Origin of the sequence: Streptococcus sp. 27098_8_73 (genome assembly GCF_041432495.1) — a bacterium.
Taxonomy (GTDB): domain Bacteria; phylum Bacillota; class Bacilli; order Lactobacillales; family Streptococcaceae; genus Streptococcus.
In genome coordinates this window covers 135028-161181 of the sequence record NZ_JAPVZT010000005.1, presented here as the reverse complement: position 1 = coordinate 161181, position 26154 = coordinate 135028, and the positions used below count along the sequence as shown (strand labels likewise).

Annotated in this window: 24 protein-coding genes; 21 read left to right on the top strand and 3 right to left on the bottom strand. The window is 43.1% G+C overall.

The genetic code is table 11. The features are described from left to right. Window positions 1–60 precede the first annotated feature (60 nt). From O3651_RS05230 to O3651_RS05145, 18 genes are all read left to right on the top strand, one after another. On the top strand, window positions 61–513 hold the full coding sequence (locus tag O3651_RS05230; protein ID WP_285875025.1) for a peroxide-responsive transcriptional repressor PerR: 453 nt from the start codon (window positions 61–63) through the stop codon (window positions 511–513). A gap of 151 nt (window positions 514–664) precedes the next feature. Next, complete coding sequence (locus O3651_RS05225; RefSeq protein ID WP_006596758.1) at window positions 665–1357, top strand: phosphoglycerate mutase; 693 nt, start codon at window positions 665–667, stop codon at window positions 1355–1357. Window positions 1358–1486: 129 nt separating this feature from the next. Further along, a complete protein-coding gene (gene pbp2b, locus O3651_RS05220) occupies window positions 1487–3544 on the top strand; it encodes a penicillin-binding protein PBP2B (RefSeq protein ID WP_371609784.1) in 2058 nt (685 codons plus the stop codon). A 53-nt stretch (window positions 3545–3597) separates the two neighbouring features. Beyond that, complete coding sequence (gene recR / locus O3651_RS05215) at window positions 3598–4194, top strand: recombination mediator RecR (protein WP_005589561.1); 597 nt, start codon at window positions 3598–3600, stop codon at window positions 4192–4194. Window positions 4195–4342: 148 nt separating this feature from the next. Next, window positions 4343–5389 carry a D-alanine--D-alanine ligase gene (locus tag O3651_RS05210; protein WP_371609783.1) on the top strand — a complete coding sequence of 349 codons (1047 nt, stop codon included), beginning with the start codon at window positions 4343–4345 and terminating at the stop codon, window positions 5387–5389. A 104-nt stretch (window positions 5390–5493) separates the two neighbouring features. Then, entirely contained in the window at window positions 5494–6867 is a 1374-nt protein-coding gene (murF, locus tag O3651_RS05205) for a UDP-N-acetylmuramoyl-tripeptide--D-alanyl-D-alanine ligase (protein ID WP_371609782.1), read from the top strand. Continuing rightward, a complete protein-coding gene (locus O3651_RS05200; protein ID WP_371609781.1) occupies window positions 6854–7465 on the top strand; it encodes an NUDIX hydrolase N-terminal domain-containing protein in 612 nt (203 codons plus the stop codon). The genes murF and O3651_RS05200 overlap by 14 nt, the downstream gene beginning before the upstream one ends. Before the next feature lie 192 nt (window positions 7466–7657). Next, complete coding sequence (locus O3651_RS05195; protein ID WP_125388045.1) at window positions 7658–8350, top strand: TIGR02206 family membrane protein; 693 nt, start codon at window positions 7658–7660, stop codon at window positions 8348–8350. A gap of 108 nt (window positions 8351–8458) precedes the next feature. Beyond that, window positions 8459–9139, top strand: coding sequence for a TIGR02206 family membrane protein (locus tag O3651_RS05190; RefSeq protein ID WP_125388046.1), 681 nt, complete (start codon window positions 8459–8461; stop codon window positions 9137–9139). Window positions 9140–9588: 449 nt separating this feature from the next. Continuing rightward, window positions 9589–11133, top strand: coding sequence for a peptide chain release factor 3 (locus O3651_RS05185; RefSeq protein ID WP_048764804.1), 1545 nt, complete (start codon window positions 9589–9591; stop codon window positions 11131–11133). A gap of 209 nt (window positions 11134–11342) precedes the next feature. Next, the gene (locus O3651_RS05180) at window positions 11343–12254 is read left to right on the top strand and encodes a magnesium transporter CorA family protein (protein WP_061910918.1); all 912 of its coding nucleotides are present in this window, start codon (window positions 11343–11345) and stop codon (window positions 12252–12254) included. A 180-nt stretch (window positions 12255–12434) separates the two neighbouring features. Next, window positions 12435–13328 (top strand): ABC transporter ATP-binding protein, encoded by an 894-nt coding sequence (locus tag O3651_RS05175; RefSeq protein WP_371609780.1) that lies wholly within the window; start codon window positions 12435–12437, stop codon window positions 13326–13328. Next, window positions 13325–14539, top strand: coding sequence for an ABC transporter permease (locus O3651_RS05170; protein WP_371609779.1), 1215 nt, complete (start codon window positions 13325–13327; stop codon window positions 14537–14539). The genes O3651_RS05175 and O3651_RS05170 overlap by 4 nt, the downstream gene beginning before the upstream one ends. 129 nt (window positions 14540–14668) lie before the next feature. Beyond that, on the top strand, window positions 14669–15394 hold the full coding sequence (gene pyrH / locus O3651_RS05165; protein ID WP_005589574.1) for a UMP kinase: 726 nt from the start codon (window positions 14669–14671) through the stop codon (window positions 15392–15394). A gap of 18 nt (window positions 15395–15412) precedes the next feature. Then, entirely contained in the window at window positions 15413–15970 is a 558-nt protein-coding gene (frr, locus tag O3651_RS05160; RefSeq protein ID WP_005589576.1) for a ribosome recycling factor, read from the top strand. Window positions 15971–16069: 99 nt separating this feature from the next. Further along, window positions 16070–16924 carry an RNA-binding virulence regulatory protein CvfB gene (gene cvfB / locus O3651_RS05155; protein ID WP_371609778.1) on the top strand — a complete coding sequence of 285 codons (855 nt, stop codon included), beginning with the start codon at window positions 16070–16072 and terminating at the stop codon, window positions 16922–16924. Then, the gene (locus O3651_RS05150; protein WP_371609777.1) at window positions 16925–17140 is read left to right on the top strand and encodes a YozE family protein; all 216 of its coding nucleotides are present in this window, start codon (window positions 16925–16927) and stop codon (window positions 17138–17140) included. A 90-nt stretch (window positions 17141–17230) separates the two neighbouring features. After that, window positions 17231–18235, top strand: a complete 1005-nt coding sequence (locus O3651_RS05145; RefSeq protein ID WP_371609776.1) for a PhoH family protein — start codon at window positions 17231–17233, stop codon at window positions 18233–18235. A gap of 63 nt (window positions 18236–18298) precedes the next feature. Here the strand turns inward: O3651_RS05145 and nrdF are convergent, their stop codons facing one another. The 3 genes from nrdF to nrdH all read right to left on the bottom strand — a co-directional run bounded on the left by nrdF (window position 18299) and on the right by nrdH (window position 21869). Beyond that, on the bottom strand, window positions 18299–19264 hold the full coding sequence (nrdF, locus tag O3651_RS05140; RefSeq protein ID WP_371609775.1) for a class 1b ribonucleoside-diphosphate reductase subunit beta: 966 nt from the start codon (window positions 19262–19264) through the stop codon (window positions 18299–18301). Between the two features lie 132 nt (window positions 19265–19396). After that, window positions 19397–21556, bottom strand: coding sequence for a class 1b ribonucleoside-diphosphate reductase subunit alpha (gene nrdE, locus O3651_RS05135; protein WP_371609774.1), 2160 nt, complete (start codon window positions 21554–21556; stop codon window positions 19397–19399). Between the two features lie 94 nt (window positions 21557–21650). Then, window positions 21651–21869, bottom strand: coding sequence for a glutaredoxin-like protein NrdH (gene nrdH / locus O3651_RS05130; protein WP_005589588.1), 219 nt, complete (start codon window positions 21867–21869; stop codon window positions 21651–21653). A gap of 442 nt (window positions 21870–22311) precedes the next feature. On the opposite strand from nrdH, the gene O3651_RS05125 reads away from it, so the two are divergent. From O3651_RS05125 to O3651_RS05115, 3 genes are all read left to right on the top strand, one after another. After that, entirely contained in the window at window positions 22312–22575 is a 264-nt protein-coding gene (locus O3651_RS05125; RefSeq protein ID WP_005589589.1) for a phosphocarrier protein HPr, read from the top strand. A gap of 4 nt (window positions 22576–22579) precedes the next feature. Then, window positions 22580–24313: a phosphoenolpyruvate--protein phosphotransferase gene (gene ptsP / locus O3651_RS05120; protein WP_313962956.1), complete on the top strand. Its 1734-nt coding sequence runs from the start codon at window positions 22580–22582 to the stop codon at window positions 24311–24313. 234 nt (window positions 24314–24547) lie between these two features. Continuing rightward, on the top strand, window positions 24548–25972 hold the full coding sequence (locus tag O3651_RS05115) for an NADP-dependent glyceraldehyde-3-phosphate dehydrogenase (protein WP_371609773.1): 1425 nt from the start codon (window positions 24548–24550) through the stop codon (window positions 25970–25972). Window positions 25973–26154 lie beyond the last annotated feature (182 nt).

Here is a 26154-nt window from a genome sequence, read left to right as displayed (position 1 = left end):
TATGTTTGTCATGATATAATGGAAATAAGCTAGAATGAATGTGGATGGAGTATAGAGAAGATGAATGAAGAATATGAAAAGAATTACCAGGAAGTAATTGAACATCTGAGGCTGAAAGGTGTTCGAATCACAGAGACGAGAAAGGCCGTGATTGCTTTTATCATCAGCAGTCATGACCATCCTAGTGCAGAGATGATTTACCAAGCGCTTTTGCCTGAATTTCCCAATATGAGCCTGGCGACTGTTTATAACAACTTAAAAGTGTTGATTGATGAAGGCTTTGTATCTGAGCTCAAGGTTCGTAACGACACGACGACTTATTATGATTTTATGGGGCATCAGCACCTCAATGTCATCTGTGAAAAATGTGGTCGGATTGCGGATATGGACTTGGATTTGCCAGACGTTCAGCAGGAAGCAGCAGAGCAGACTGGCTATCAAATCACTAAGAGTCAGATGGTCGTTTATGGCATTTGTCCCGAGTGCGCCCAGCAAGGACAAGTGGCTAGCTAGAAGTCTTGAGTGAGAATTGATTTTCTCAAAAGGTTTAGCAAGTGGAAAATTTCACAAATATCTCACTGAGACTAGATTTTTGAGAGAAAATTTTGTAAAATAGAATAGATAAACGGGGTAAACCCCGGAAAATAAAAGGAGAATCCATCTAATGGTAAAATTGGTTTTTGCTCGCCATGGTGAGTCTGAATGGAACAAAGCTAACCTTTTCACTGGTTGGGCTGATGTAGATCTTTCTGAAAAAGGTACACAACAAGCAATCGACGCTGGTAAATTGATCAAAGAAGCTGGTATCGAATTTGACCAAGCTTATACTTCAGTTTTGAAACGTGCGATCAAAACAACAAACTTGGCGCTTGAAGCTGCTGATCAACTCTGGGTTCCAGTTGAAAAATCATGGCGCTTGAACGAACGTCACTACGGTGGTTTGACTGGTAAAAACAAGGCTGAAGCAGCTGAGCAATTTGGTGATGAGCAAGTTCACATCTGGCGTCGTTCATACGATGTATTGCCTCCGGCAATGGACCGTGATGATGAGCACTCAGCTCACACTGACCGTCGTTACGCTTCACTTGACGACTCAGTAATCCCAGATGCTGAAAACTTGAAAGTGACTTTGGAACGTGCCCTTCCATTCTGGGAAGATAAAATCGCTCCAGCACTTAAAGATGGTAAAAATGTATTCGTAGGAGCTCACGGCAACTCTATCCGTGCCCTTGTAAAACACATCAAACAATTGTCAGATGACGAAATCATGGACGTGGAAATCCCTAACTTCCCACCATTGGTATTCGAATTCGACGAAAAATTGAACGTAGTTTCTGAATACTATCTTGGAAAATAATTGGTGATAAAGCTCTGCCTAGCAGGGCTTTTTATCATTATTGGAGAAAAATTCTTTTTCGATCCTTTTAGATTTCCATGCTTCATTGCTGGGGAAATGTGGTAAAATAAAAGATAGATTTTTACGAGGATGAGAGAAGAAATGTCTAAGAGAAAATTTGATAGCCATTCTATCACGGGCCGACTCTACCTTCTATTTGGTATAGTCGGGGTCTTATTTTTGGTGCTGATCGCTCGTCTGGGCTATATGCAGGTCGTCAATCAAGAATTTTATACAGATAAATTAGCTAAAGCAAGTAAAACGAAGATTAAATCGAGTTCGGTTCGTGGGCAGATCTATGACGCTTCAGGCAAGCCCTTGGTGGAAAATACAACCAAGCAAGTGGTGACCTTTACACGAGACAATAAACTGACAGCAGAAGAAATCCGTGAAACAGCACAAAAATTACTGCAGTATGTGTCCGTGTCTGACCTAAAGGTGACCGAACGTCAAGAGGTTGATTATTATTTGGCGGATAATAAAGTTTACCGAGAAGTGGTTGAAAAATTACCCAAGGAAGAAAAGTTTGATACGGATGGCAATCGTTTGCCTGAAGCCAAGATCTATGAGGCAGCGGCGGAGAGTATTGATCCAAGCCAGCTAGGCTATACAGATGAGGAAAAGAGGATTATCGCTCTATTTAGCCAGATGAATGCAGTGCCAAACTTTTCAACAGGGACGATTCAGACGGATGATTTGACGACGGAGCAGGTCGCTACGATTGCGTCCATCGGCAAAGAGCTTCCGGGTATTAGTATTTCAACTAGCTGGAATCGAAAAGTCTTGGAAACATCACTGGCTTCGATTGTTGGTCAAATTTCGACCGAAAAAACAGGTCTGCCAGCTGAGGAAGCAGACGACTATGTCAAGAAGGGCTATTCTCTGAATGACCGAGTGGGAATTTCTTATCTGGAAAAAGAGTATGAGTCTGTTTTGCAAGGAAAACGAGCGGAAAAAGAAATTCGGCTGGACAAAAATGGCAATATGGAGAGCGTCGAGACCATTTCCGAAGGCAGCAAAGGGAACAATTTGAAGCTGACTGTGGATCTGACTTTCCAGCAGGGAGTCGAGGATATTCTCAGAAATGCCTTTAATATGGAGTTAGCCAAAGGCAATGCTACCTATTCAGAAGGTGTCTATGCCGTGGCTATGGATCCCAATACGGGGTCAATCTTGGCCCTGGCTGGTGTCAAGCATGATCTGGAAACAGGCGAAATCTCGGCGGATGCGCTGGGTACCATTACAAATGTCTTTGTTCCTGGTTCTGTCGTCAAGGCGGCTACCTTAACCGCTGGTTGGCAGTACGGAGCCATTTCAGGAAATCAATCCTTGGTCGATCAGCCGATTCTTTTCGCGGGTTCTGCTCCCATCAATTCTTGGTTTACGGCCTATGGCTCACGCTCTATTACAGCGGTGGAGGCTCTGGAATATTCGTCTAATACCTATATGATTCAGGTAGCCCTAAATATGCTTGGGACTCCGTATAGCCCAAATATGGCCTTAGGAACCAACAATGTCGATGCTTCGATGAAAAAACTCCGTTCGACTTTTGCAGAATATGGTCTGGGGGCTGAAACAGGGATTGATTTACCGACAGAATCAACAGGCTACATTCCCAAAAACTTCACAGTCAGCAATTATATTACGGATGCTTTTGGTCAGTTTGATAACTACACACCACTTCAGTTGGCTCAATATGCGTCGACGGTAGCCAATAACGGCAAACGGGTAGCTCCGCATCTGGTTGAAGGCATTTACGCCAACAACGACCAAGGTGGACTGGGAGACTTGATTGAAAAGAAGGAAACAAAAGAATTAAATCAGGTCAATATTTCTGAGGAAAATATGGCTCTGATAAAACAAGGTTTCTATCAGGTGGTCAATGGATGGAGTGGCTTTACAACTGGACGGACGATTGCGCAGGGCGCTATGGTTTCGATCAGTGCCAAAACAGGTACTGCTGAAACCTTTGTCAACGGTGGTACATCTGCTATCAACACCAATGTTGTATCCTATGCACCAAGCGATAATCCTAAAATAGCTGTGGCCGTGGTATTTCCGCACAATACTGACCTTTCCTCAACGGTCAGCCACAGTATTACCCGTGATATTATCAACCTTTATAATCAACAGCACCCTATGAATTAGAAAGGAAAGGCAGTAGAATCAGATCAAGATTTTGCTGCTCAACGATTACTATTATGCTTTATCCAACTCCTATAGCTAAATTGATTGATAGCTTTTCCAAACTGCCGGGGATCGGCATCAAGACAGCTACTCGTCTGGCCTTTTATACCATCGGGATGAGTGACGATGATGTCAATGAATTTGCCAAAAATCTACTAGCTGCCAAGCGTGAGCTGACTTACTGCTCTATCTGTGGCAATCTGACGGACGATGATCCTTGTGCTATCTGTACGGATCAAACGCGCGATCAGACTGTGATTCTGATCGTTGAGGATAGCCGCGATGTGTCTGCTATGGAAAATATCCAAGAATACCACGGCCTTTATCATGTCCTTCACGGCCTCATCTCCCCCATGAACGGTGTAGGACCAGATGATATCAATCTCAAGAGTCTCCTGACTCGCTTGATGGACAGCCAAGTGATGGAAGTGATTGTGGCCACCAATGCAACGGCTGACGGAGAAGCAACTTCTATGTATATTTCTCGCGTGCTCAAGCCTGCGGGTATCAAGGTGACTCGATTGGCCCGTGGACTGGCTGTCGGCGCTGATATCGAATATGCAGACGAAGTGACCCTGCTCCGAGCGATTGAAAATCGGACAGAATTGTAAGATGAAAGAAAGATTTCCTGCTGAAAAACAGCTTTGGAAGTCTTTTTTCTATTCAAAAATGCGGTGAAATATGGTATACTGAAACAGTCTAAAAAGAAGATGGGGCAACCCAAAATGAACTTATAGCTAGAAATGTTAGGATAAGATAATGGTCAAACAAACCTTGATTTTACTATACGGTGGCCGCAGTGCTGAGCGAGAAGTTTCAGTCTTGTCGGCTGAGAGTGTCATGCGAGCTATCAACTATGACAAATTTTCTGTCAAGACTTATTTCATCACAAAAGCTGGCGATTTTATCAAAACGCAGGAATTTACAGAAAAGCCGTCTGCAGATGAAAAGCTCATGACCAATGCAACGGTTGATCTTTCACAGCAAGTCAAACCGAGTGATATTTATGAGGAAAATGCAGTTGTCTTTCCTGTCCTTCATGGACCGATGGGCGAGGATGGCTCTATTCAAGGCTTTCTTGAAGTGCTGCGCCTTCCTTATGTGGGCTGCAATATTTTGTCTTCCAGTGTTGCCATGGACAAAATCACCACCAAACGTATTCTGGAATCTGCTGGAATTCCGCAGGTGCCTTATGTAGCGGTGATTGAGGGTGAAAATCTGGAAGAAAAAATTGCCGAAATCGAAGAAAAATTGACTTATCCGATTTTTACCAAACCGTCTAATATGGGCTCTAGTGTCGGCATTTCCAAGTCTGAGAATCAAGAGGAGCTGCGGGCAGCATTGGATTTGGCTTTCAAGTACGACAACCGTGTTTTGGTTGAGCAGGGGGTCAATGCGCGTGAGATTGAGGTTGGTCTCTTAGGAAATTATGACGTTAAGAGCACCTTTCCGGGCGAAGTGGTCAAGGATGTGGCTTTCTACGACTATGAAGCCAAGTATATTGACAATAAGATTACCATGGATATTCCTGCAAAAATCTCGGACGAGGTAATTTCAATCATGCGTACGAATGCTGAGACAGCCTTTCGTGCCTTGGGCGGACAGGGATTGGCTCGCTGTGATTTCTTCTACACTGAAGAGGGGGACATTTTCCTCAATGAGCTCAATACCATGCCAGGCTTTACTCAATGGTCTATGTATCCCTTGCTTTGGGAAAATATGGGATTGCCTTATTCCGAGTTGATTGAGAAATTGGTAAATCTAGCTGAAGAGGCTTTTGCTAAGAGAGAAGCGCATCTTTTATAATTATGATATAATGGAGGGACTGAGATGACAGACTGAACTTTTAATATTTGGTCTGAGCTCACTCCCTTCTTTTTTGGGAAAAAGCGGAAAAATGAGTTAAAAATATGAAATTAGATTTATATGAATTAGCAGAAGTCTTAGCTGCGAAAAATGATGTCAGTCAGTTTGAAAATGTGACTTTTAGAAATGCTGAATTTGACAGCCGTTTGATTGAGACGGGGGATCTTTTTATCCCGCTCAAGGGCGCGCGTGACGGTCATGACTTTATCGCGACTGCCTTTGCTCAGGGAGCTGCAGCGACCTTGTCTGAGCATACAGTAGCAGACGGTCCTTATATCTTGGTCGATGATGTGCTCGCGGCCTTTCAAGGCTTGGCTCAATACTATCTGGAAAAGACAGGCGTAGATGTGCTCGCTGTGACGGGCTCCAATGGGAAGACCACAACTAAGGATATACTGGCTCAGCTACTGGCTACTGGCTACAAAACCTATAAAACTCAAGGCAACTATAATAATGAAATCGGTCTGCCCTACACGGTGCTCCACATGCCAGACGACACAGAAAAGCTAGTTTTGGAAATGGGACAGGATCATTTGGGAGATATCCATCTTCTGTCTGAAATTGCCAAGCCAAAGACTAGCATTGTAACCTTGATTGGCGAAGCTCACTTAGAATTTTTCGGAAGCCGTACGGAAATTGCTAAAGGAAAAATGCAAATTGCGGATGGCATGAAGAAAGGCGGTCTGCTCTTGGCTCCAGCTGATAAGATCGTTAATGATTTTCTGCCAGACCAGCAAAAAGTGGTTCGCTTTGGTCCCGATGCAGATATTTGTCTGACTCGTCTAGAAGAGCGCAAAGACAGCTTGACCTTTGAAGCGAATTTTCTGGAGCAGGCGATTGACCTACCTGTGACTGGCAAATACAATGCGACTAACGCTATGATAGCCTCTTACGTAGCCTTGCAGGAGGGTGTCAGTGAGTCGGCGATTCGTCAGGCCTTTGCCCAGCTGGAATTGACCCGCAATCGAACCGAGTGGAAGAAGGCGGCTAATGGAGCCGATATCCTGTCTGATGTCTACAATGCCAATCCAACAGCTATGCGCTTGATTCTTGAAACCTTCTCAGCGATTCCAGCTAGTCAGGGTGGCCGCAAGGCTGCAGTCTTGGCGGATATGAAAGAGCTGGGTGCTGACTCCAAGCTCATGCACGGAGCCATGATTACCAGTCTCAATCCAGAGATTATTACCGATCTTTTCCTCTATGGAGAGGATATGGAAGCCCTCTACGTCTATGCTCGGGAAATCTACCCACCAAATCGGGTACATTATTTTGTCAAAAATGCTGACAAGGATCAGTTTGAAGATTTGACCAAGACCGTTAAGACTTGGTTGCAATCATCCGACCAAATCTTGCTCAAGGGCAGTAATTCGATGAAGTTGGATAAACTAGTGGAGGCCTTGGAGCATGGGGACAAGTGATATAGCTTTAATTTTGCAACGACTGTTGGCTATAACGGATACAGGTTTGTCTTTTGCTGCCAGTGACTTTGATCGAGAACGCTATGCGGATATCAGAGACAATCTGAATCAGCTGCTCAGAGAGACCAGCCATCTGGAACCGGATGAGCTGTCTGACTTGCTCCGTCCGACAGATTTTTATGCGACTCCTTTGGTCGATGTCCGAGCTTTTATTGTTCAGCAGGGCAAGATTTGTCTAGTACGAGGACAGCAAGAGGATACATGGGCTCTGCCGGGTGGTTTCTGCGAAGTAGGCTTATCTCCCAAAGAGAATATAGTAAAAGAAATTCAGGAAGAAACTGGATTTCAAGCTAGCGTAGTACGCTTGCTGGCTGTCTTTGATAGCAATAAATTCCAGCCACAAAGTAAGCAGTATGTCAAACTTGTGTTTGAATGTCAGCTGAAAGAAGGAGATTTTCAGCCCAATTTAGAAATTGCCGAGATGAGTTTCTTTGCCCCACAGGATTTGCCTCTTTTATCCGAGAAAAGGATAACAAAAGAGCAGCTGCAGCTTCTCTGGGATATTTATCAGAATCAGCAAGAACAATATATAGACTAGATTGAAGTTGATGCTGACTGGATGCTTATATCCAGTAGACCAGATAATCTAGCTCAATCTGACTAGAGTTGTAATGGCCAGAAGTTATTACTCTAGAAAGTTGAAAAACTTTTTGAGAAAAATTAAGGACTTTGCTAGGAAGAGCAAGCCCAGTGTCCTTAAAAAATATTTATTAGGATGAAAATTTGAAAGATGAATTTACTAGATTTTTTTACTAGTCACAAAACAGAACCACCTGTGATGACACCTTTTGCTTACATTCTGCTCATGATGAGCCTAGTGTCCGTCATCTATGTTGCTAGTCGTTATTTTGAACAAAAGAAAGTGCAGACTTTTTTTAGAGTTGCCCAAATCGTGCAATTAGTCTCTTTGTATGGCTGGTACTTGGTTATTCAGGAGCCTTTGTCGGAGAGTCTCCCCTTGTATCATTGCCGAGTCGCTATGTTTGCTGTCTTGCTACTGCCAGATAAAGTAGCTTATAAGCAATATTTTGCCTTATTGGGAGTATTTGGACCGATTTGCGCTATTGTCTATCCGATTTTGGATCCCTATTCATTTCCGCATATAACCCTATTTTCGTTTTTCATCGGTCATTTGGCTTTGTTAGGCAATTCGATTATCTACCTGATGAAGCATTATGATAGACTTAATCTGTCCTATCGCCGTATCGTAGAAATTACCTTTGGCTTAGACTTCCTCATCTTGCTTGGAAATATTGCATTCGGGGGCAACTACGGTTTCTTAAAGGATCCGCCTCTGGTAGGAGATCATGGTATGCTTGGGAATTATATGATCGTGTCTGTGGTCTTAGCGACGGCCTTGCTTCTATTTTCTTACTTGTTCAAAGAAATGAAGGAAAGACAGGCAGAGCGATTGACCCAATAAAGATTGGAAGAGGAAATGATTTCTCTGGTAACTAGGAAAATTCTGCCTAGATTTTCAATCTGACTGCGAGTTTGAGCATACAGATTTTAGAAGTAGAAAGGAAACTGGATGCATCATTTTTTGACTACCAATCAAACTGAACCACCCTTTGTTTCAGCTTTGGCCTACTCTTTGATGATGGCATTGCTTTTGCTGTCCGTCTACGCATCGATAAAATACCATAAGAATTCTAGCTTTATCAAAAGCATGAAAATCCTTCAGTTGTGCCAACTGGCAATTCTTTATAGCTGGTATGTGGGTTTTCAGCTCCCTCTGGCAAATAGTCTGCCTTTGTACCATTGCCGTTTGGCCATGTTTGCGGTGGTCTTTCTGCCAGATAAATGGCCCAGCAAGCAGTATTTTGCTCTCCTAGGAGCCAGCGGGGCAGTCTTCGCCCTCGGCTATCCAGTCTTTGATCCTTATGATTTCCCGCATATTACCAGCTTCTCTTTCCTGATTGGTCACTATGCCCTCTTGGTTAATTCCCTAATTTATCTGATGAATCACTACGACAAGACCCAGCTCAAGAAATATATGATTGTCCTCTATACTTTTGTGCTCGATGCCTTTCTTGTCGCTGTCAATCAAGTGACGGGTGGGAATTACGGTTTGCTAAAAAGCCCGCCTTTTATCAGCCAGCACAATCTTTTAGTAAAATATTTAGCTGTGTCGATTATTTTGTCCGCAACTTTGCTTCTTTTTGATGAAATATTTAAGAAACGCTGGAAAAAGCAGCTAGAAATTGTTTAAAATGAAATTTTGTAGCTCCTGTCAAGTTTAGTTGGCAGGAGTTTTCTTAAATCTGATTTTAATCTTAATCATTGCAATTTTCTCTTTAGCAGTGTCATTGTCAGATTTTAAGATAAGTTAGCCAAATATAAAGAATAGGAGAGTGGGACAGAAATCGGTAATTCGTTAGAATTCGATTTCGTCGTCCCACCTCCGCACAGTTGAGTAGGGCTGTAAAAGCTGATGAAATCAGCGTAGTAGAGCCCACTCAACCACTGCGTCTTGCTCGACATTCCAAAGACAATTGAGAGGCTAGGACTTTTGTCCCAGCCTCTTTATCTTCTTCAGATAATTGAAAAAAAGCGCCAAATCCGCTATAATAGGTAGGTTGAAAGGATTAGAATATTCCAATGTAAAATAAAAAAATACTGACATTCACCATTATCCTAAAATGAAAGAAAGAGAAGAAGATGACTTTACAAGAAGAAATTAAGAAACGCCGCACCTTTGCCATTATTTCCCACCCAGACGCGGGGAAAACGACCATCACTGAGCAGCTGCTCTACTTTGGGGGCGAAATTCGTGAGGCTGGTACTGTAAAAGGTAAGAAAACAGGGAATTTTGCCAAGTCTGACTGGATGGATATCGAGAAACAACGTGGTATTTCGGTAACCTCATCTGTTATGCAATTTGACTACGATGGCAAACGAGTCAACATCCTTGACACACCAGGACACGAGGACTTCTCTGAAGATACCTATCGGACCTTGATGGCGGTGGATGCTGCGGTCATGGTCGTGGACTCTGCCAAGGGTATTGAGGCCCAAACCAAGAAATTGTTTGAGGTTGTGAAACACCGTGGAATCCCTGTCTTTACCTTTATGAACAAGCTGGACCGTGACGGTCGTGAGCCACTGGACCTCTTGCAAGAATTGGAAGAAGTCTTGGGTATCGCTAGCTACCCTATGAACTGGCCAATCGGGATGGGGAAAGCCTTTGAGGGCTTGTATGACCTCTATAATCAGCGTCTGGAACTCTATAAAGGAGATGAGCGTTTTGCCAGTCTAGAAGAAGGGGACAAACTTTTTGCCAGCAATCCTTTCTATGAGCAAGTTAAGGATGACATTGAGCTCCTGAAGGAAGCAGGAAATGAGTTCTCAGAGGAAGCTATTTTAGCTGGTGAGCTAACTCCAGTCTTCTTCGGTTCAGCCCTGACCAACTTTGGGGTACAGACCTTCCTCGAAACCTTCCTCAAGTTTGCGCCAGAGCCACATGGCCACAAGAAAACAGACGGAGAAATTGTGGATCCTTATGACAAGGATTTCTCAGGATTCGTCTTTAAAATCCAAGCCAACATGGATCCTCGTCACCGAGACCGTATCGCTTTTGTCCGTATCGTATCGGGTGAATTTGAGCGAGGCATGAGTGTCAACCTGCCTCGTACTGGTAAGACTGCCAAACTGTCGAATGTCACTCAGTTTATGGCTGAAAGTCGTGAGAATGTGACCAACGCCGTAGCAGGAGATATCATCGGAGTTTACGATACCGGTACTTATCAGGTTGGAGACACTTTGACGGTTGGAAAAAACAAGTTCGAATTTGAACCACTGCCAACCTTTACACCTGAAATTTTCATGAAAGTTTCTGCTAAGAACGTCATGAAACAAAAATCCTTCCACAAGGGAATCGAGCAATTGGTACAAGAGGGAGCCATTCAGCTTTATAAGAATTACCAAACAGGAGAGTATATGCTAGGCGCTGTCGGCCAACTCCAGTTTGAAGTCTTTAAGCACCGTATGGAAGGCGAGTACAATGCGGAAGTAGTCATGAGCCCAATGGGTAAAAAGACAGTTCGTTGGATCAAGCCGGAGGATTTAGATGAGCGCATGTCATCAAGCCGTAATATCTTAGCTAAAGACCGTTTCGACCAACCAGTCTTCCTCTTTGAAAATGACTTTGCTCTCCGCTGGTTTGCGGATAAATATCCAGATGTAGAGTTAGAAGAGAAGATGTGATTCAGTACTACCAATTGGAACTAAACTTCCTAATTGGTGGACGCTAGCCGCTATTTGGCGGACTAGCTAGCTGCCTTACACTTATGTTTAGAAAATAATATCGATTTGCTTGGTTATTGTCAGGACATAGGAGCTTTGGCTATGAGGCTAAGTGTGGGCATTATGTATGAGCTATTAGACAATCATTCTAGATCGCAGAAAGGAGTTCTATGTTTCTGGAAAGAAAACTGAAAGACCAATCTGTCTGGATCAACATTGACTCAGATGATGTTAAAAAGAATGGACAGATTTATCAGGATTATAATATCGATCTTGAAACCATTGAGTATGCGCTGGATAAAAACGAGCGGGCTCATATGGACTACAATCGTGAGAATGGGACAGTTCTTTTCATCTATAATGTGTTAAATTTAGCGACAGAGAAGGACTACTATGAGACTATTCCGATGACTTTCGTGGTACAGCAGGATCGTCTCATCACCATCAGCAATCAAGACAATGCCTATGTGGTCGATATCATGAAGGCCTATACGGAGAATCATGAGCCGGTGTCGGTCTATAAGTTTCTTTTTGCTAGTCTAGAGTTGATCTCCAATTCCTACTATCCGGTCATTGAGCAGATGGACAAGCGAAAGGATGAGCTTAACCGACTTTTGCGTCAGAAAACTACTAAAAAGCACTTGTTTGCTCTCTCCGATTTGGAAACTTCTATGGTCTATCTGGTGGCGGCATCCAAACAAAATAGTATACTTTTAGAGCACATCAAGAGCCATGCTGTTTATCGTGGCTTTGATGAACTAGAGACCGAGCAATTTGAAGATGCCATGATTGAGGCACGTCAGCTGGTTTCAATGACGGATTTGATTGCTCAGGTTCTTAGCCAGCTTTCGGGTTCCTACAATAACATCCTGAACAACAATTTAAATGATAATTTGACTGTCTTGACCATCATTTCGGTTCTTCTGGCAGTCCTAGCAGTCATCACTGGCTTCTTCGGTATGAATGTCCCCTTGCCTTTGTCAGATGATAAAAATGCTTGGCTTTATATTATCATCATTAGCTTTGTTCTCTGGACTCTTTTGACCAAGCTCCTCAACTGGGTGGTCAATAAAGAGCGATGAATAAAATACATTAAACGAATGAGGTTTTCGAGCCTCATTTTTTTGTGGTATTGGTTGGAGCGAGTTTCATATTTCACTTATGAAAAATAGAGAAGAAATTTGTCGTACACTAGGACAAAAGGATGAAAAACTACTTTCAAAGTAGTATAATAATCTTAGTATCATAATAGGAGGTTTCATATGCTTCATGTAGAAAAACTAGAAAAAAGTTTTGGGCAAAAGCAAGTGTTGTTCGGTATTGATTTTGAAGCCCAGCCGGGGCATATCCTTGGTTTGATTGGGAAAAACGGTGCTGGGAAAACAACGATTTTTCACAGTATTTTGCGCTTCCTAGACTATAGTGGAGAGATTCATTTCGAAGGGCAGGAAATCGAGCAGGAGACCTATAGCAGGATTGGCTACCTGCCTGAGGAAAGAAGTCTGATGCCTAAGCTGACGGTCTTTGAGCAAGTGCGCTATCTGGCAAATCTAAAGGGTGTGCCGACAGCTGTTGTCAAAGAAAAACTGCCCCAGTGGATGGAAAAGCTTCAGGTCAAGGGGAAATTAACCGACAAAATCAAGAGCTTGTCTAAGGGGAACCAGCAAAAGGTTCAGCTGATTATCACGCTCCTGCATGAGCCAGACTTGATTATTTTAGATGAGCCTTTCAGCGGTCTGGATCCTGTCAATACTGAAATCCTGAAAGAAGTCATTATTGAAGAGAAAAAGCGCGGAGCGACGATTATCTTCTCGGATCATGTCATGACAAATGTGGAAGAGCTGTGTGATGATGTCTTAATGATTCGTGACGGGCAAGTGGTTCTCAATGGGGATGTGCAGGCAGTCCGCAACCAATATGGCAAGACTCGTCTTTTCGTTTCAAGTGACTTGTCTCAGGCTGAATTAGAAGCTCTGCCCCATGTTGTCAAGGCGACGCAGACCAAGCAAGGTATCTGGAAATTGATTTTGGATGACGAAACAGCTGGTCTTGAATTGTTTGATCGATTGACTCAGGGAAGCTATGTGGCGACTTTTGACCAGCAGGCACCGACAATTGATGAAATTTTCAAATTAGAATCAGGGGTGGAAGTATGAAACAAATGTTAATCGTAATCAAAGAAACCTACCTGCGTCATGTCAAGTCTTGGAGTTTTGTCTTTATGGTCTTGTCTCCTTTTCTCTTTCTTGGGTTGAGTTTGGGAATTGGCTATCTGCAGGGAAGCTCTATGTCCTCCTCTAAAAAGGTGGCAGTGCTAACCCAGCTTGATTCTGTCAGAGAAGTATTAAGAGCTGAAGATCAGTTGAGCTTTCAGTACAAAGATGAAGCAGCAGCCAAGCAGGCTGTAAAAGATAAGAAAATCGCGGGCTATCTGACGGTTGAGGAAAAAGACGGACAGCTCTCTGCTACCTACTATGCAGAAACCAGCATGAACGCTGCAACGAAAATAGCTCTGTCCAATTCCCTCATCCAGGTCCAGCAGGCTTTAAACTTGGCTCAGGCTAATTTATCAGCTGAGCAGAGTCAGATTCTTGCGCGGACAGTCCAGTTTGAAGAAAAGATTGATGAAAACAAAGAAAGCAAGAAGATGGTTCAGACCTTTGCTGCAATAGGACTGGGCTTCCTGCTCTATATGATTCTGATTACTTATGCTAGCGTTACTGCCCAAGATGTGGCCAGTGAAAAAGGCACCAAAATCATGGAAGTTATCTTCTCCAGTATTAAGGCGACCGATTATTTCTATGCTCGTATGATTGGGATTTTTGCAGTGATTCTTAGCCATCTGGGCATTTATGTGCTTGGTGGACTAGCGGCCTTTCTCTTTGCGGACAGCATTCCTCTTGTATCCCAAGTCTTGAAGAGCAATCCAGCCATTCAGCAGTATATCGGAGAAGCTGTGTCTTTGAATACCCTAGCTTTTGTAGCAGTTAGTATCTTTATGTATGTTGTCTTGTCAGCCTTTCTTGGTTCAATGGTGGCACGAGCAGAAGATACAGGAAAAGTCCTTTCGCCCGTTATCATGCTGATTTTAGTCGGCTTTATGGGAGTTTCTTCGATAGGGGCTGCAGGAGACAATGTGATTTTGAAAGTTGGTTCTTATCTTCCGTTCATCTCGACCTTCTTCATGCCATTCCGATCTATCAATGGTTATGCGACCAGCTTGGAAGCTTGGATTTCTCTAGGAATTACAGTTGCTTTTGCGGTGATGATGACCGTTTTCATCGCGCGAATCTACTCCAGCCTTGTCCTGCAGACGGATGATTTGGGAGCTTGGAAGACCTTCAAACGTGCTTTAAAATATAAATAAATCACAACTTCACTGGAGTCATCTGGTGGAGTTTTCTTTTTGTATTTTAATTTAATATTTTGAATAATAGGGCTAGGTAAAAAGTGGAATTTATGGTAAAATAGTACAGATAAAACAAGGAGTGGAAAAATGGTAGAACCTAAATATAAGCGTATTTTGATTAAACTATCTGGAGAAGCTTTGGCTGGCGAAAAAGGTGTAGGGATCAACATCGCCACTGTTCAAAAAATGGCTGAAGAAATCAAGGAAGTCCATGAACTGGGCATTCAAATTGCCTTGGTTATCGGTGGTGGTAATCTTTGGCGAGGCGAGCCAGCAGCAGAAGCGGGTATGGATCGCGTTCAAGCGGACTATACTGGCATGTTGGGAACAGTCATGAATGCACTTGTAATGGCAGATTCCTTGCAGCAAGTGGGCGTTGACACCCGCGTTCAAACAGCAATTGCGATGCAGCAGGTGGCTGAGCCTTATATTCGTGGGCGTGCTCTTCGTCACCTAGAAAAAGGTCGGATTGTTATTTTCGGTGCTGGTATTGGTTCACCATATTTCTCAACAGATACGACTGCTGCTCTGCGGGCTGCGGAAATTGAGGCAGATGCTATCCTCATGGCTAAAAATGGTGTGGATGGGGTCTACAATGCCGATCCAAACAAGGATAAAACGGCTGTGAAGTTTGATGAATTGACCCACCGTGACGTTATTAACAAAGGCTTGCGCATCATGGACTCGACTGCTTCTACTCTTTCTATGGACAATGACATTGACCTAGTCGTCTTTAACATGAATGAACCTGGCAATATCAAACGAGTGGTCTTTGGCGAGCAAATTGGGACAACTGTCTCAAATAATTTATAAAAATCAGGAGAAAAGAAAATGGCAAATGCAATTGTAGAAAAAGCAAAAGAAAGAATGACCCACTCGCACCAAAGCTTGGCGCGTGAATTTGGTAGCATCCGTGCAGGCCGCGCTAATGCTAGCCTTTTGGATCGTATCCATGTGGAATACTATGGAGTAGAGACACCGCTTAACCAACTTTCTTCTATCACGATTCCAGAAGCGCGTGTTCTTTTGGTGACACCTTTTGACAAGTCTTCTATCAAGGATATCGAGCGTGCCATCAATGCCTCTGACTTAGGTATCACACCATCTAGCGACGGATCTGTCATTCGTTTGGTCATTCCAGCTCTGACAGAGGAAACTCGTCGTGAATTGGCTAAGGAAGTAAAAAAAGTCGGTGAAAATGCTAAGATTGCGATTCGTAACATCCGCCGCGACGCGATGGACGAAGCTAAGAAACAGGAAAAGGCTAAAGAAATCACTGAAGATGAATTGAAGGTTCTTGAAAAGGATATCCAAAAGGTCACTGATGATGCAGTGAAGCATATCGATGATATGACAGCGACTAAAGAAAAAGAACTTCTAGAAGTTTAATATTTTAGCAGAATCAAAACTCAGTTGGCCTTGGCTGACTGAGTTGTTTTAACATAAAAATCCTTGCGATTAGAAGAGGCAAGGTAGAAGTAGGACTATATGAACACAAATCTTGCTAGCTTCATCGTGGGGATTATCACGGATGAAAACGATCGTTTTTACTTTGTCCAGAAGGATGGACAAACTTATGCCCTTTCTAAAGAAGAGGGACCGCATGAGCTCGGTCAGTCTGTCAAGGGCTTTGCCTACAGCGATATGAAGCAGAAACTTCGCCTGACAACTCTTGAGGTCACAGCGACCCAAGAGCAGTTTGGCTGGGGAACAGTGACGGAGGTTCGCAAGGATCTGGGGGTCTTTGTCGATACGGGTCTGCCAGATAAGCAAATCGTGGTGTCACTGGATATTTTGCCAGAAATTAAGGAACTTTGGCCTAAGAAGGGCGACCGTCTCTATATTCGTCTGGATGTGGACAAGAAAGACCGCATCTGGGGACAGCTGGCCTATCAGGAGGATTTCCAGCGCTTGGCTCGTCCTGCCTACAATAATATGCAGAACCAAAATTGGCCGGCCATCGTTTATCGACTCAAGCTTTCTGGCACCTTTGTCTACTTGCCAGAGAATAATATGCTGGGCTTTATCCACCCGAGCGAGCGTTATGCAGAGCCACGTCTGGGGCAGGTCTTGGACGCACGGGTAATTGGCTTCCGTGAAGTAGACCGCACCCTTAACCTCTCCCTCAAGCCTCGCACCTTTGAAATGCTGGAAAACGATGCTCAGATGATCTTGACATATCTGGAGAGCAATGGCGGCTTCATGACTTTGAACGATAAATCTTCACCAGACGACATCAAGGCCACTTTTGGTATTTCCAAAGGCCAGTTTAAAAAAGCCCTGGGCGGTCTTATGAAAGCTGGTAAAATCAAGCAAGATCCGACTGGAACGGAGTTGATTTAAATGAGAAAATCTTTTTACAGTTGGCTGATGGCGGAGCGCAATCCTAAAAGTAATAAGCCCAAAGCAATTTTGGCGGACTTGGCTTTTCAGGACACGGCCTTTCCTAAGCACACGGATGATTTTGATGAGGTCAGTCGTTTTCTGGAGGAGCATGCAAATTTTTCCTTTAACTTGGGCGAGTTCGATGCTATTTGGGAAGAGTATCAGGCCCATTAAGTGGATAGTGGCTAGGGATAGTCATTTTCTGCTTGCTTTGATATAATAAAGATAATTCATTCAAAAAAATAAAATAGAGAGGTTCTTTGTTTGCAGGAACATTCAGTAGAATTGAAACTGGGCCATCCAGATGATGCCTTTCATCTTTTTGGTTCTAATGAACGCCATCTGCGCTTGATGGAGCAGGAATTGAAGGTCACCATTCATGCCCGAACCGAGATTGTGCAGATTTTGGGGACGGAGACTGCCTGTGAGGAGGCGCGCCAGGTTATTCAGGCTCTCTTGGTCTTGGTCAATCGTGGCATGACCATCGGTACACCCGATGTTGTGACAGCCATTACTATGGTCAAAAATGACGAGATTGATAAGTTTGTAGCTCTTTACGAAGAAGAGATTATCAAGGACAGCTATGGCAAGCCAATTCGGGTTAAGACATTGGGTCAGAAAATCTATGTGGACAGTGTTAAAAATCATGATATTGTCTTTGGGATTGGTCCAGCTGGGACAGGGAAGACCTTTCTGGCGGTGACCTTGGCCGTGACAGCTCTCAAACGTGGGCAGGTCAAACGCATCATCTTGACGCGACCAGCGGTAGAAGCTGGTGAGAGTTTGGGCTTTCTGCCTGGTGACCTTAAGGAAAAGGTGGATCCATATCTTCGTCCGGTCTATGATGCCTTGTATCAGATTTTGGGTAAGGACCAGACGACGCGCCTGATGGAGCGAGAAATCATTGAGATTGCACCCTTAGCCTATATGCGGGGGCGGACGCTGGATGATGCCTTTGTCATTCTGGATGAGGCTCAAAATACGACCATCATGCAGATGAAGATGTTTCTGACACGTCTGGGCTTCCAGTCTAAGATGATTGTCAACGGAGACATCAGTCAGATCGACCTGCCTCGCAATGTCAAATCTGGTCTCATCGACGCTCAGGAGAAGTTGAAAAACATTTCCCAGATTGATTTTGTGCATTTCTCAGCTAAGGATGTGGTTCGCCATCCAGTGGTAGCGCAGATTATCCGTGCCTATGAACCGCCAACTCCTACTCCTAAGAAAGAGGATCGTGAAATAGCTGAGGGCGAAAGTACTAGCTAGCCATAGATGATAAAAAAACGACTAACTTGATGAACATGTTAGTCGTTTTCTAGTGTCTGAAAATTATTTGGTTAAACCGTAGTCATAGTCATCATCTTGCATGGCTTCAACTTCACCAAGAAGGTAACCATTTCCGACTTGAGAGAAGAAGTCGTGGTTGGATGTTCCTGTTGAGATCCCGTTCATGACGATTGGGTTGACATCGTCTGCTGAATCTGGGAAGAGTGGATCTTGTCCTAGGTTCATGAGAGCCTTGTTGGCATTGTAACGAAGGAAGGTTTTGACTTCTTCGGTCCAACCAACACCGTCATAGAGGCTTTCCGTATAGCCTTCTTCGTTCTCGTAGAGGGTGTAGAGTAGGTCGTACATCCATTCTTTGAGTTTCTCTTGCTCTTCTTCAGGTAATTCATTGAAACCAAGTTGGAATTTGTAACCAATGTAAGTTCCGTGGACAGACTCGTCACGGATGATCAGTTTGATAATTTCAGCAACGTTGGCCAGTTTGTTGTTACCAAGATAGTAGAGGGGTGTAAAGAAACCAGAGTAGAAGAGGAAGGTTTCAAGGAAAACGCTGGCAACCTTCTTTTCTAGGGGGCTACCATTGAGGTAGATTTCATTGATAATTTCTGCTTTTCTTTGTAGGTATGGGTTTGTGTTGGTCCATTCAAAGATTTCTTCAATTTCAGCCTTGGTATTCAAGGTAGAAAAGATAGAAGAATAGGATTTTGCGTGGACGGATTCCATGAATTGGATATTGTTGAAGACGGCTTCTTCGTGGGCAGTACGGACGTCCTTGCGTAGGGCATCCACACCAGATTCAGATTGGAGGGTATCCAGCAATGTCAATCCTCCGAAGACCTTGCCGACCAAGTCTTTTTCCTTGTTGGACAATTTTCTCCAGTCATCCAGGTCATTAGACAAGGGAATCCGTGTATCGAGCCAGAATTGCTCCGTCAGCTTTTCCCAAGTTGATTTGTCGATGACATCTTCGATAGCATTCCAGTTTATGGCTTTATAGTATGTTTCCATGATAATCTCGCTTTAAACTTCTAATACTTGCTTATGTCGCGGATGGAATGATTTCCTTGGCGACATTGCGATAAGTGTTTTTTATACTTTATTTTGTTGAATTTAAATGGTGTAATTGTAAATTGTTACTTGCTAGATCACACAGCTTTCACATTGGTTAGCGCCTACTTCACCGCCATCATCAGTGAAGGTGCGGACGTAGTAGATGGACTTGATTCCCTTGTTGAAGGCGTAGTTACGCAGGATAGAAAGGTCGCGGGTTGTTTGCTTGCTTTCTTTTTTCCACTCGTAGAGGCCTTTAGGAATATCGCTGCGCATAAAGAGAGTCAGTGAAAGTCCTTGGTCCACGTGCTCAGTTGCGGCTGCATAGACATCAATAACCTTACGCATATCCATGTCATAGGCGCTGGTGTAGTAAGGAATAGTCTCAGTTGACAAGCCTGCCGCAGGATAGTAAATCTTACCGATTTTCTTTTCTTGACGTTCTTCGATCCGCTGAGTGATTGGATGGATTGAAGCAGAAACATCGTTGATGTAGCTGATAGAACCATTTGGTGCAACAGCTAGGCGGTTTTGGTGGTAGAGACCGTCCGCTTTTACCTTGTCACGAAGTTCTGTCCAGTCAGCAGCGGTTGGGATAAAGATATCTTTGAAAAGTTCTTTGACACGGTCAGACTTAGGTACAAATTCACCCGTCAGGTATTTGTCAAAGTAAGTGCCGTTGGCATAGTCAGATTTTTCAAAGTTGTGGAAGGTCACACCGCGCTCGCGAGCGATATTGTTAGACTCAACCAAGGTCCAGTAGTTCATGAGCATAAAGTAGATGCTGGTGAACTCCACAGCTTCCGCAGATCCATAATCAATCAGTTGTTGCGCCAAATAGCTGTGCAATCCCATAGCTCCCAGACCAAAGGTATGGGCTAAACTATTACCGTGGTCAATTGAAGGAACTGCTGTGATGTGTGAGCTGTCTGTAACAAAGGTCAAAGCACGTGTCATAGTCCGGATGGATTTTCCGAAGTCAGGCGAAGTCATCATGTTGACGACGTTAGTAGAACCCAAGTTACATGATACATCTGTCCCTAAGTGGAGATACTCTTGTGCATCATTCAAGAGGCTAGGCTCCTGAACTTGCAGGATCTCTGAGCAAAGGTTGCTCATGATGATTTTACCGTCAATTGGATTTGAACGATTAGCTGTATCGATGTTTACGACATAAGGATAGCCAGATTCTTGTTGGAGTTTAGAAATTTCTGTTTCCAAATCACGGGTCTTGATCTTAGTCTTGGTGATCTTAGGATTGGCAACTAGCTCATCGTATTTCTCTGTGATATCGATATAGGCAAATGGTACACCGTATTCACGTTCGATTGAGTAAGGGCTGAAGAGATACATATCTTCATTCTTGCGCGCCAATTCATAGAACTTATCTGGAATGACAACACCGAGTGAGAGGGTTTTAACCCGAACTTTTTCATCAGCATTTTCTTTTTTAGTAGAAAGGAAAGCGATGATATCTGGGTGGAAGACATTGAGGTAAACAACTCCAGCTCCCTGACGTTGGCCCAGCTGGTTAGAATAGGAGAAACTGTCCTCAAAGAGTTTCATAACAGGTACAACGCCAGATGCAGCTCCTTCATAACCTTTTATAGGTGCTCCAGCTTCCCGCAGATTGCTGAGGGAAATACCGACCCCACCTCCGATACGAGACAATTGCAGAGCAGAGTTAATGGAACGGCCGATTGAGTTCATGTCATCTGTTACTTGGATGAGGAAGCAGGAAACCAATTCGCCACGACGAGCCCGGCCAGCGTTGAGGAAGCTTGGTGTAGCCGGTTGATAGCGCTGGTGGATGATTTCATTTGCAATATCCTTGGCAATGGCTTCATCTCCGTTGGCAAAGTAGAGGGCATTAAAGAGCACCCGATCTTCCATGCTTTCCAGATAGTATTCACCATCATTTGTCTTCAGTGCATACTGGTTATAGAATTTATAGGCAGCCATGAAAGATTTGAACTTGAAATCTTGAGCATGGATAAAAGCAGACAACTCTTCAATATATTCAGGAGAATAGAGTTGGATAAATTCTTTTTCCAAGTAGTTTTCTTCGATTAAATATTGAATTTTTTCAGTAATAGAAGCAAACTTCATCGTGTTTGGTTCAACATTTTCTTTAAAGAAGGCTTCCAAGGCTTCTTTGTCTTTGTGAAGCATGATTTGCCCATTGACTGGACGGTTGATTTCGTTATTTAGACGGAAGTAAGTCACATCTTCTAAGTGTTTGAGTCCCATAATTTTCCTTTTTCTAAAATGTCTTTTGCTTTTACAAAATAAACGGCTCCTACGAATGATAGGAGCGGCAACAAAGCTCTAAATACTGGCGAGATTATGATAATTTTTTAAGTTTACCAGGCTGGAAACCAGAAAATGCTTCAGTTGGCGTTTGAATAACAGGCGCTGCATTGAAACCGAGGCTTTTAACATGGTCGATGTATTCTGGTTGCTCATCAAGGTTGATTTCACGATATTCCACATTGTTGGTATCAAGAAAACGCTTGGTCATCTTGCATTGAACACAATCGTTTTTAGAGTAAATAGTTACCATTAGATGATTCCTCTATACTTTCATTTTCTTAAATTTTAATCTGAAACTAGTATATCTAAAAGCGAATTCGATGTCAACAGTTTTGAACTAAATATTGTATGACATTTTCTTATAGCAACTATAGAGATACAATATATAGTGTATAAAACATCGAAACAAAGAGAAATAACCACAAGAAGTAACAGCGCTTACTGTACTTTAAGCGAAGCTAGACCAAGAAGAATTCATTATAAGGAAGAAAGCCTAGAGACTATTTTGGAAAGAGAGGGAGTTGATGATTGAATCTACTATTTTAAAACAGAATTCATTTTCAAAGTCTAACGAAATATTTTGTAAGCGGGCTATAAAATTCTTGAAAAAGATTTCAAAAAGTGATATAATACCAACTTGTAAGGGTTATCACTTTAACTCAAAAAGAATTATTTTAAAGGAGAGTCTAACTATGGCTTCTAAAGATTTCCACATTGTGGCAGAAACAGGTATTCACGCGCGTCCAGCAACATTGTTGGTACAAACAGCTAGCAAATTTGCTTCAGATATCACTCTTGAGTACAAAGGTAAATCAGTAAACCTTAAATCAATCATGGGTGTTATGAGTCTTGGTGTTGGCCAAGGTGCTGACGTTACAATCTCAGCTGAAGGTGCAGACGCGGATGATGCTATCGCTGCTATCTCAGAAACAATGGAAAAAGAAGGATTGGCATAAGAAAATGACAGAAATGCTTAAAGGAATTGCGGCATCTGATGGTGTTGCTGTTGCTAAGGCATATCTATTAGTTCAACCGGATTTGTCATTTGAGACTGTTTCAGTCGATGATACGAATGCAGAAGAGGCTCGTTTGGATGCAGCTCTTGAAGCTTCACAGAACGAGCTTTCTGTTATCCGTGAGAAAGCAGTAGATAGCCTTGGTGAAGAAGCAGCTCAAGTATTTGACGCTCACTTAATGGTACTCGCTGACCCTGAAATGGTTGGTCAAATCAAAGAAACGATCCGTACTAAGAAAGTAAATGCGGAAGCTGGTCTGAAAGAAGTTACAGACATGTTTATCGCTATTTTTGAAGGTATGGAAGACAATCCATACATGCAAGAACGTGCGGCAGATATTCGTGACGTAACGAAGCGTGTTTTGGCAAACCTTTTGGGCAAGAAATTACCAAATCCAGCTTCTATCAATGAAGAATCAGTTGTCATTGCACATGACTTGACTCCTTCTGATACAGCTCAATTAGACAAGAAATTTGTTAAGGCGTTTGTAACCAATATCGGTGGACGAACAAGCCACTCTGCGATTATGGCGCGTACGCTTGAAATCGCAGCGGTATTGGGAACTAATAATATCACTGAACTCGTTAAAGACGGCGATATCATCGCAGCTAATGGTATCACTGGTGAAGTAATCATTAACCCAACTGAAGAGCAAGCAGCAGAATTCAAAGCAGATGGTGAAGCTTATGCGAAGCAAAAAGCTGAATGGGCTCTCTTGAAAGATGCTCAAACAGTGACTGCCGATGGCAAACACTTTGAACTCGCTGCTAACATTGGTACACCAAAAGACGTTGAAGGTGTCAATGCAAATGGTGCTGAAGCCGTAGGTCTTTACCGTACAGAATTCCTTTACATGGATTCACAAGACTTCCCAACAGAAGATGAGCAGTACGAAGCATACAAGGCTGTACTTGAAGGAATGAATGGTAAACCAGTGGTTGTCCGTACCATGGACATCGGTGGAGATAAGGAACTTCCTTACTTCGATATGCCGCATGAAATGAACCCATTCCTTGGTTTCCGTGCATTGCGTATCTCTATCTCTGAAACTGGTGACGCTATGTTCCGTACACAAATCCGCGCCCTCTTGCGTGCTTCTGTACATGGACAATTGCGCATCATGTTTCCAATGGTTGCTCTTTTGACAGAATTCCGCAAGGCTAAAGCAGTTTACGAAGAAGAAAAAGCGAAATTGCAAGCGGAAGGAGTTGCTGTAGCGGATAATATCCAAGTAGGTATCATGATTGAAATTCCAGCGGCAGCAATGTTAGCGGATCAATTTGCCAAAGAAGTTGACTTTTTCTCTATCGGTACTAACGACTTGATCCAATACACAATGGCTGCTGACCGTATGAACGAACAAGTTTCATACCTCTACCAACCATACAACCCATCTATCCTTCGCTTGATCAACAACGTTATCAAGGCAGCTCACGCTGAAGGCAAGTGGGCAGGTATGTGTGGAGAAATGGCCGGTGACCAAACAGCTGTGCCACTCCTTGTCGGTATGGGCTTGGATGAGTTCTCTATGAGTGCCACTTCTGTCCTTCGGACTCGTAGCCTCATGAAGAAATTGGATACGAAGAAGATGGAAGAACTTGCACAACGCGCATTGACTGAATGTGCAACGATGGAAGAAGTTCTTGAACTTGAAAAAGAATATCTTGACTTCGATTAATCTGAAAATTAAGATCAGGAAATTTTCCTGGTCTTTTTTAGTTTTTTCAGCGTCATAGTAGACCTAGTGTAGAAAGTGAGACTCGATGAAAAATCGAGAAATATGGAGAGTTCATATAAACAAAAGAAAATGATTTGTGAAATTTGTGAAAAATTTCTTTAAATTTATAAAATTTAGTTGAAATTTTCAGAAAATTTGATAAAATGATACTTAATAACATTTTGGAGGGGACACGTGACACAATATAAGAACTATATAAATGGAGAGTGGAGAGCTTCTGAAAATGAAATCACCATCTCATCTCCTATCAATAATGAGATTTTAGGAACTGTGCCTGCCATGAGTCAGGCAGAGGTTGATGATGCGATGGCGAGCGCTCGTGCGGCTTTGCCAGCTTGGCGCGCTCTTTCAGCAGTCGAACGTGCAGCTTATCTGCATAAGGCCGCGGATATTTTGGAGCGCGATCAGGAAAAGATTGGCGAAATTCTTGCAAAAGAAGTTGCCAAGGGTATCAAAGCGGCGATTGGAGAAGTTGTTCGGACAGCAGACTTGATTCGCTATGCGGCCGAAGAGGGAATTCGTATTCATGGCCAGGTTATGGAAGGTGGCGGCTTTGAGGCTGCCAGCAAGAGAAAATTGGCTGTGGTTCGTCGTGAGCCTGTAGGAGTTGTCTTGGCTATCGCGCCATTTAACTACCCAGTCAACCTGTCTGGTTCTAAGATTGCTCCTGCCCTTATCGGTGGAAATGTCGTGATCTTTAAGCCACCTACACAAGGTTCAATTTCTGGTCTGCTCTTGGCTCAGGCTTTTGCTGAGGCTGGTCTGCCTGCTGGTGTTTTCAATACCATCACAGGACGTGGTTCAGAAATTGGGGATTACATCATTGAGCATAAGGAAGTAAACTACATTAACTTTACTGGTTCGACTCCAATCGGAGAACGCATCGGTAAGTTGGCTGGCATGCGTCCAATTATGTTAGAATTGGGTGGTAAGGATGCTGCAGTCGTGCTGGAAGATGCTGACTTGGAACATGCAGCTAAGCAGATTGTTGGCGGGGCATACAGTTATTCCGGTCAGCGCTGTACGGCTATTAAACGTGTCATTGTCATGGAGAGCGTGGCAGATAAATTAGCGGCGCTGATTAAGGCAGAGGTAGAGAAACTGACGGTTGGGGATCCCTTTGATAATGCGGATATCACACCAGTCATTGATAACGCATCAGCAGATTTCATCTGGGGCTTGATTGAAGATGCTCAAGAAAAGGGAGCGTCAGCCTTGATAGAAATCAAACGTGAAGCAAATCTCATCTGGCCTGCCTTGTTTGACCATGTGACACTGGATATGAAATTAGCTTGGGAAGAGCCATTTGGTCCTGTTCTTCCGATTATTCGTGTGACTTCCGTTGAAGAGGCTATTCAGATCTGTAATCAGTCAGAATTTGGTCTTCAATCTTCAGTCTTTACAAATGATTTCCCGAAAGCATTTGAAATTGCTGAGAAACTGGAAGTGGGTACTGTACACATCAATAATAAGACCCAACGTGGTCCAGATAACTTCCCATTCCTTGGTGTTAAGGGATCTGGAGCCGGAGTGCAAGGGATTCGTTACAGTATCGAAGCGATGACACAAGTGAAATCCATCGTGTTTGATGTGAAATAATGAGAAAGGCGGCTTTGTGCGGCCTTTTTTCTTACCTTTATGAACTTGTAATTCTAACAAGTGTTCGAACAATATAAAAATAAGCAAGCCTTTATATTTTTGATTACTTATCATTTTAAAATGTAAATTTACATATTGGTCTATACAAATTTTAACCGTTTTATCTCTAATTTTATATCAAA

Coding starts and splice junctions, on each gene's coding strand:
- ptsP (WP_313962956.1), top strand. CDS start 22,580: ATGACAGAAATGCTTAAAGGAATTGCGGCATCTGATGGTGTTGCTGTT.
- O3651_RS05225 (WP_006596758.1), top strand. CDS start 665: ATGGTAAAATTGGTTTTTGCTCGCCATGGTGAGTCTGAATGGAACAAA.
- O3651_RS05170 (WP_371609779.1), top strand. CDS start 13,325: ATGAAACAAATGTTAATCGTAATCAAAGAAACCTACCTGCGTCATGTC.
- pbp2b (WP_371609784.1), top strand. CDS start 1,487: ATGAGAGAAGAAATGTCTAAGAGAAAATTTGATAGCCATTCTATCACG.
- O3651_RS05150 (WP_371609777.1), top strand. CDS start 16,925: ATGAGAAAATCTTTTTACAGTTGGCTGATGGCGGAGCGCAATCCTAAA.
- O3651_RS05180 (WP_061910918.1), top strand. CDS start 11,343: ATGTTTCTGGAAAGAAAACTGAAAGACCAATCTGTCTGGATCAACATT.
- O3651_RS05125 (WP_005589589.1), top strand. CDS start 22,312: ATGGCTTCTAAAGATTTCCACATTGTGGCAGAAACAGGTATTCACGCG.
- O3651_RS05175 (WP_371609780.1), top strand. CDS start 12,435: ATGCTTCATGTAGAAAAACTAGAAAAAAGTTTTGGGCAAAAGCAAGTG.
- O3651_RS05185 (WP_048764804.1), top strand. CDS start 9,589: ATGACTTTACAAGAAGAAATTAAGAAACGCCGCACCTTTGCCATTATT.
- nrdE (WP_371609774.1), bottom strand. CDS start 21,556: ATGGGACTCAAACACTTAGAAGATGTGACTTACTTCCGTCTAAATAAC.
- pyrH (WP_005589574.1), top strand. CDS start 14,669: ATGGTAGAACCTAAATATAAGCGTATTTTGATTAAACTATCTGGAGAA.
- recR (WP_005589561.1), top strand. CDS start 3,598: ATGCTTTATCCAACTCCTATAGCTAAATTGATTGATAGCTTTTCCAAA.
- murF (WP_371609782.1), top strand. CDS start 5,494: ATGAAATTAGATTTATATGAATTAGCAGAAGTCTTAGCTGCGAAAAAT.
- frr (WP_005589576.1), top strand. CDS start 15,413: ATGGCAAATGCAATTGTAGAAAAAGCAAAAGAAAGAATGACCCACTCG.
- O3651_RS05195 (WP_125388045.1), top strand. CDS start 7,658: ATGAATTTACTAGATTTTTTTACTAGTCACAAAACAGAACCACCTGTG.
- nrdH (WP_005589588.1), bottom strand. CDS start 21,869: ATGGTAACTATTTACTCTAAAAACGATTGTGTTCAATGCAAGATGACC.
- O3651_RS05230 (WP_285875025.1), top strand. CDS start 61: ATGAATGAAGAATATGAAAAGAATTACCAGGAAGTAATTGAACATCTG.
- cvfB (WP_371609778.1), top strand. CDS start 16,070: ATGAACACAAATCTTGCTAGCTTCATCGTGGGGATTATCACGGATGAA.
- nrdF (WP_371609775.1), bottom strand. CDS start 19,264: ATGGAAACATACTATAAAGCCATAAACTGGAATGCTATCGAAGATGTC.
- O3651_RS05200 (WP_371609781.1), top strand. CDS start 6,854: ATGGGGACAAGTGATATAGCTTTAATTTTGCAACGACTGTTGGCTATA.
- O3651_RS05190 (WP_125388046.1), top strand. CDS start 8,459: ATGCATCATTTTTTGACTACCAATCAAACTGAACCACCCTTTGTTTCA.
- O3651_RS05210 (WP_371609783.1), top strand. CDS start 4,343: ATGGTCAAACAAACCTTGATTTTACTATACGGTGGCCGCAGTGCTGAG.